The sequence below is a fragment of the Streptomyces fuscigenes genome (genome assembly GCF_021556455.1).
Lineage (GTDB): Bacteria > Actinomycetota > Actinomycetes > Streptomycetales > Streptomycetaceae > Streptomyces > Streptomyces fuscigenes.
This window is the reverse complement of record NZ_JAKGCV010000362.1, coordinates 1-5,776: the sequence shown is the minus strand read 5'-3', so window position 1 is coordinate 5,776 and position 5,776 is coordinate 1. Positions and strand designations below refer to the sequence as shown.

The following is a 5,776-nucleotide window of genomic DNA, read 5'->3' as shown; positions in this document are numbered from 1 at the left end:
CGGGCCCCGCGTCCGCCGACCCCGCACGAGGCGCTCGCGTCGGGCGGCCCGCGCAGGACGCCCTGCGCCCGGCGGCCCGAGCGAGGCGGCGGCGCCGTCCGCGTAGGGTCGTCCCCATGCGTCTGAGCACCGTGATTCTGCCGATCCACCGCTGGTCCGAGGGCCGGGAGGTGTGGCGGCGCGCCGAGGACCTCGGCTTCCACACCGCCTACACCTACGACCACCTGTCGTGGCGCTCCTTCCGCGACAGGACCTGGTTCGGCGCGGTCCCCACCCTGACCGCGGCCGCCTCGGCCACCGATCGCATCCGCCTCGGCACCCTCGTCACCTCGCCCAACTTCCGGCACCCGGTGACGCTCGCCAAGGACCTGATGACGCTGGACGACATCTCCGGCGGCCGGGTGACGCTCGGCGTCGGCGCCGGGACCACCGGCTTCGACGCGACCGCGCTCGGGCAGGACCCGTGGACACCCCGGGAGCGCGCCGACCGCCTCGCCGAGTTCGTGCCGCTGCTGGACCGGCTGCTCACGGAGCCTGCCGTGACCTACCGCGGCACGTACTACGCGGCCGACGAGGCCCGCAACATCCCCGGCTGCGTGCAGCGCCCCCGGCTCCCCTTCGCCGTCGCCGTCACCGGGCCGCGCGGCATGCGGCTCGCGGCCCGGCACGGGCAGGCCTGGGTGACCACGGGCGACCCGTCGCTCTTCGAGAACGGCACCCCGGAGCAGTCGCACGCCGCGATCCGGCGTCAGATCGAGCGCCTGGGCGAGGCGTGCGCCGAGATCGGCCGGGACCCGGGCGAGCTGGACAAGGTGCTGCTCACGGGGTTCACGCCGGAGGCCGCCCGGCCGATGTCGTCGGTGGACGCGTTCGTCGACTTCGCCGGCCGCCACGCGGAGCTGGGCATCACCGACCTCGTCGTGCACGCCCCGGTCCCGGACTCCGACTTCGACACCGACCCGGACGTGTACGCGCGCATCGCCACCGACGGCATGGCACAACTGCGCTCGTGACCCTCCGGCGGGGCGGTGCCGGCCCGCCGCCCCGCCCCGCGTCCGATGCGCCCGGCCGCCGCCCCGAGCGCGTCGCGCGTGTGCCCGGGCCTCGCGACGTACGCGGCCTCCCGTCCCGGCGCGCCCGCGTGTCGTCCGTCTCACGTGTTCCGTGCCTCACGTGCTCCCCGTGTGCGGCGGAACGCCGGGGTGTGCCGGATGCCGCGTACGGGACAATGGCCGGGTGACCTCACGCCCCGAGCTCCGGACCGACGCGACGCAATCGCCCCTACCCGCCCGCCCGCGGCTGATAGCCACCGACCTGGACGGCACGCTGCTGCGTGACGACAAGACCGTGTCCGACCGCACGATCGCCGCGCTGGCCGCCGCCGAGGACGCCGGCATCGCGGTGTTCTTCGTCACCGGCAGGCCGCCCCGCTGGATGGACGTCGTGCGCGAACACGTCCACGGGCACGGCCTCGCCATCTGCGGAAACGGCGCCGTGGTCGTCGACCTCCACTCCGACACCCCCGTACGGGTGCGGCCCCTTCCCCGGCCCGTCGCACTCGACGTCGTCCGCGAGCTGCGCGCCGCCGCCCCGGGCACGTCGTTCGCCGTGGAGTTCACCGACGGCATCACCTACGAGCCGGAGTACCCGCGCTTCTCGCTCGACCCGGGGAACCTGCTGGCCCCGGCCGAGAAGCTGCTGGACGAGAACGGCGTGACGGCCGGGAGCGACGGCGCGGCGCCGCCCGTCGTCAAGCTCCTCGCCCACCACCACGACCTCGTCCCCGACGGGTTCCTGACGCTGGCGCGGACGGTCGCGGGCGACCGCGCGACGTTCACCCGGTCGAGCCCGTCCGCGCTCATCGAGGTCAGCGGCCTGGGCGTCAGCAAGGCCAGCACGCTGGCGCTCGCCTGCGCGGAGCGCGGGATCTCGGCCGACGAGGTGGTCGCGTTCGGGGACATGCCGAACGACCTGGAGATGCTGACCTGGGCAGGCACGTCCTACGCGATGGGCAACGCCCACCCGGACGTCCTCGCCGCCGCCTCGGGCCGTACGGGCACCAACGAGGAGGACGGCGTCGCGCGGGTCATCGAGGAGATCCTCGCCCGGCACGCCTGAACGGCCCGAGGGTGCCGCCGCTCCGTGGCGGCCGCGGGGGCTCGTGCCCGAGGGCGCTGCCCACGCGGGGGACGGAGCGGCCGCACCCCGGCCGACGGCCGGAACGGCCCCGGCCGACTCGACGACTCACGACGGCTCAGAACGGCTCACGACGGCTCCGGCGCCAGCGGCGCCTGCCACACCACCGTCGTGCCGCCCCCCGCGGGGCCGAGGCCGCCCTCCACCCGGCTCGAACCGCCCAGCGCCTCCGCGCGCCGCCCCAGATTGCGCAGGCCGCTGCGCCGGCCGCCCTCCGGCACGCCGACACCGTCGTCGGCCACGGACAGCCGCACCGCGCCCGTGCCGTCGGGCAGTTCCGCCGTCGCGTCGACGACCACGTCGATACGGCTCGCGTGCGCGTGCCGGAAGGCGTTCGACAGCGCCTCGCGCAGCGCGGCGATCAGGTTCTTCCCGGTCAGCTCGCTGACGGAGGAGTCGACGGCCCCCACGAACCGCGACGCGGGCACGAACCCCAGCGGGACGGCCGCCATCTTGATCTCCCGCAGGACACGGGTGCGCAGCCCCGAGGACTCCTCCGCCGGGGCCTGCTGGAGCGCGAAGATCGCGGTGCGGATCTCCTGGATCGTCACGTCCAGTTCGTCGATGGCCCGGCCGATGCCCGTGCGGACCTCCGGCGCGCCCTCACCCGTCCGCCCGCCCTCCAGCAGCATCCCGGTCGCGAACAGCCGCTGGATCACGACGTCGTGCAGGTCGCGGGCGATGCGGTCGCGGTCCTCCAGCACCGCGAGGCGTTCCCGGTCGCGCTGTGCCTGCGCCATCACCAGCGCGAGCGCGGCCTGCGAGGCGAACTGGGCGCCGAGGATCCGCTCCGTCTCCGTGAAGTGCCGCGCTCCCCGGGCCCGGGGCGTGGCCAGCGCGCCCAGGACCCGGCCACCGCTCTCCAGCGGCAGGAGCATGAGGGGCCCGTAGGAGGCAGTCAGATCGGAGGCGCGCGCCTCGGTCGCCGCGTCGTCCATGAACACCGACTCGCCCGCCAGCAGGGCCGCGACCACCGGGCTGCTGGCGGGGAAGACGACGCCGAGCCGGTCGCTCGGGCTGTCCGCGCAGACGGCGACGATCTCCAGGCCCCCGCCCTCGGCGGGCAGCAGGACGATCCCGGCGTCGGCGCCCGCGAGCCGCCGGGCCTGTTCCGCGACGACCGACAGCGGATCGATCGCCTCACCGTCGTTGCCCGACAGCAGGGCCGTGGTGACGGCGACGGACCCGTCGATCCAGCGCTCGCGCTGCCGGGCCGCCTCGTACAGGCGCGCGTTGCCGATCGCCATCCCGGCGGCCGTGGCGAGGACCCGCACCATGTGCATGTCCTGGCTGCTGAAGTCGGAGCCGTCGCGGCGGTCGGCGAGGTAGAGGTGGCCGAAGACCCGCCCCTGGACGCGGATCGGCACACCGACGCGCTCGCCCGCGTCCTCGCTGCTGCCGTATGTCACGAACTCGCTGTAGCCGTCGCCCGCCTCGTCCACGACGCCGATGGCCGTGCAGCGGGCGCCCGACAGCTCGGCCGCCGTGGCGCAGATCCGGTCCAGGGTGGAGCGCAGTTCCAGGTCCGTGCCGATGGAGCGCATCGCCTCCAGGAGGCGCGGCACCCCGGCGCTGAATTCGACGGGGTGCTCGGCGGCGGGCTCGGAGGTCATGGAACGAGACTAATCGGGGCGAATTACCCGAGAAAGTCGACCTTCGGTCGCCGACCGGGACGGAGCGACCGCAGGCACGCGGCGGAACGGCCCGCCGGGGTTCCCGCGCCGACCGCCCCACGCCGGACCGGGCCACCGGTCGCGGGCCCGCGGCTCACCTCGCGGCCAGCAGGTCCCCGGCCCGGTCGCCCGCCCGCTCCCGTTCGATCATCCGGCGCAGGGGGCCCTCGGCGGCCGCGAGTTCCGTGTACGGGCCGCGCTGCACCGTCCTGCCGCCCTCCAGCACGACCACCTCGTCGACCGCTTCGAGGCCGTGCAGCCGGTGGGTGATGAGCACGGTCGTGCGGCCCTCCGTGGCCGCCAGGAGGTCACCCGTCAGGGCGTCCGCGGTGGCCAGGTCGAGGTGCTCCGCGGGTTCGTCGAGCACCAGCACGGGGAAGTCCGCGAGCAGCGCGCGGGCCAGCGCGAGCCGCTGGCGCTGACCGCCGGAGAGCTGCGCACCGTGCTCGCCGACGAGCGTGTCGAGCCCGTGCGGCAGGCCGTCCACCCAGTCGAGGAGGCGGGCGGCCCGCAGTGCCTCGCGGAGCGAGGCCTCGGTCGCGTCCGTGCGGGCGAGCCGCAGGTTCTCCCGCACGGAACTGTCGAAGAGGTGCGCGTCCTGGGCGCACAGTCCCACGAGGCGCCGCACGTCGTCGCCGTCGAGCGCGGTCACGTCGCGGCCGCCGAGGGACCACGCGCCCTCGCTCGGGTCGACGAAGCGCAGCAGCACCTGGGCGAGCGTCGTCTTGCCCGCCCCGGAGGGGCCCACGACGGCGACGCGGCGGCCCGCGGTGAGCGTCAGGTCGAACGCGCTGAGCGCGTCGCCCCGGGCGCCCGGGTAGCGGGCGCTCACCCGGTCGAGCCGTACGGGGAAGGGCGAGGCGGGTGCCGCCGCGGCGTGCTCGGGCTCCGACACGGGGACGGGCGCGTCGAGCACGTCGTACACGCGCTCGGCGCTGCGCCGGGCGCGCTGCCGGAACTGCACGGCGAGCGGCAGGCCCGTCACGGCCTCGAAGGCCGCCAGCGGGACGAGGACGACGACGGCGAGCTCGACCCCCGGCAGCCGGCCGTCGCGGACGGCCTGGATGCCGACGACGGAGGCGGCGGCCACCGTCAGCCCGCAGGCGAGCGCGGACAGCCCCGCGCCGAGTGCGGTGGCGACGGCACCGCGCGCCACGAGCGAGGTGAGCGTCGCGTCGGCCGTACGGGACTGGCGCAGCCGTCGCGGCAGCGCCCCCGCCACCGTGATCTCGCCGAGGCCGCGCAGCAGTTCCGCGACGCGGACGGCGAGGGCGCCGCGGGCCGGAGCGAGCCGCCGCTCCGCCCGGCGGGCCACGGCGGCGCTGAGCACCGGCACGCCCACACCCGCGAGCAGCAGGCCGGCCGCGAGGATCGCGCCCGCCTCGGGAAGCAGCCGGGCGGTGAACGCGACGGTCGCGCACGACACGAGCAGTGAGGTGCCGGCGGGCAGCAGCCAGCGCAGCCAGTAGTCCTGGAGCTGGTCCACGTCGGAGACGAGCCGGGTCAGGAGGTCGCCCCGCCGGGTCGCGCGCAGCCCTGCGGGCGCCACGCGCTCCAGCCGCCGGTACACCCCGACGCGGACCCCCGCGAGCAGTCGCAGGACGGCGTCGTGCGACACGAGCCGCTCGGCGTAGCGGAAGACGGCCCGGCCGATGCCGAAGGTGCGCGTGGCCGTGACGGCGACCATCAGGTACAGGACCGGCGGGTGCTGGGAGGCCCGGGAGATGAGCCAGCCGGACACACCCAGCAGGCCGACCGCGGAGCCGAGCGCGAGCGCCCCCAGCAGCAGGGCGAGCAGGAACCTGCCCCGCAGCGGCCCGGCCGCGGCCCGCACCCGGGCCAGCGGTCCCCTCGCGGAGCCCCTTCCCGGGCGCCGCCCGGCCGACTCGGCCGCCGCCGCGGGGGAG

4 protein-coding genes are annotated in these 5,776 nt (G+C 76.2%); 2 read left to right on the top strand and 2 right to left on the bottom strand.

The features are described from left to right. Nucleotides 1–116 precede the first annotated feature (116 nt). Together L1885_RS22390 and L1885_RS22385 are read left to right on the top strand one after the other, a co-directional pair. Nucleotides 117–1,013, top strand: coding sequence for an LLM class flavin-dependent oxidoreductase (locus tag L1885_RS22390; RefSeq protein WP_235798968.1), 897 nt, complete (start codon nucleotides 117–119; stop codon nucleotides 1,011–1,013). A 223-nt stretch (nucleotides 1,014–1,236) separates the two neighbouring features. After that, nucleotides 1,237–2,118: a Cof-type HAD-IIB family hydrolase gene (locus L1885_RS22385; RefSeq protein WP_235798967.1), complete on the top strand. Its 882-nt coding sequence runs from the start codon at nucleotides 1,237–1,239 to the stop codon at nucleotides 2,116–2,118. 146 nt (nucleotides 2,119–2,264) lie between these two features. Here L1885_RS22385 and L1885_RS22380 read toward each other — a convergent pair whose 3' ends face one another. Continuing rightward, nucleotides 2,265–3,809: a sensor histidine kinase gene (locus tag L1885_RS22380; RefSeq protein ID WP_235798966.1), complete on the bottom strand. Its 1,545-nt coding sequence runs from the start codon at nucleotides 3,807–3,809 to the stop codon at nucleotides 2,265–2,267. Nucleotides 3,810–3,963: 154 nt separating this feature from the next. Continuing rightward, nucleotides 3,964–5,776 (bottom strand): thiol reductant ABC exporter subunit CydC (gene cydC / locus L1885_RS22375; RefSeq protein ID WP_235798965.1); only part of this gene is annotated, 1,813 nt, incomplete at its 5' end.

What these genes read in the sequence shown, in the direction of transcription:
- L1885_RS22390 (WP_235798968.1), top strand. Translation starts at nt 117, where the DNA reads ATGCGTCTGAGCACCGTGATTCTGCCGATCCACCGCTGGTCCGAGGGC.
- L1885_RS22380 (WP_235798966.1), bottom strand. Translation starts at nt 3,809, where the DNA reads ATGACCTCCGAGCCCGCCGCCGAGCACCCCGTCGAATTCAGCGCCGGG.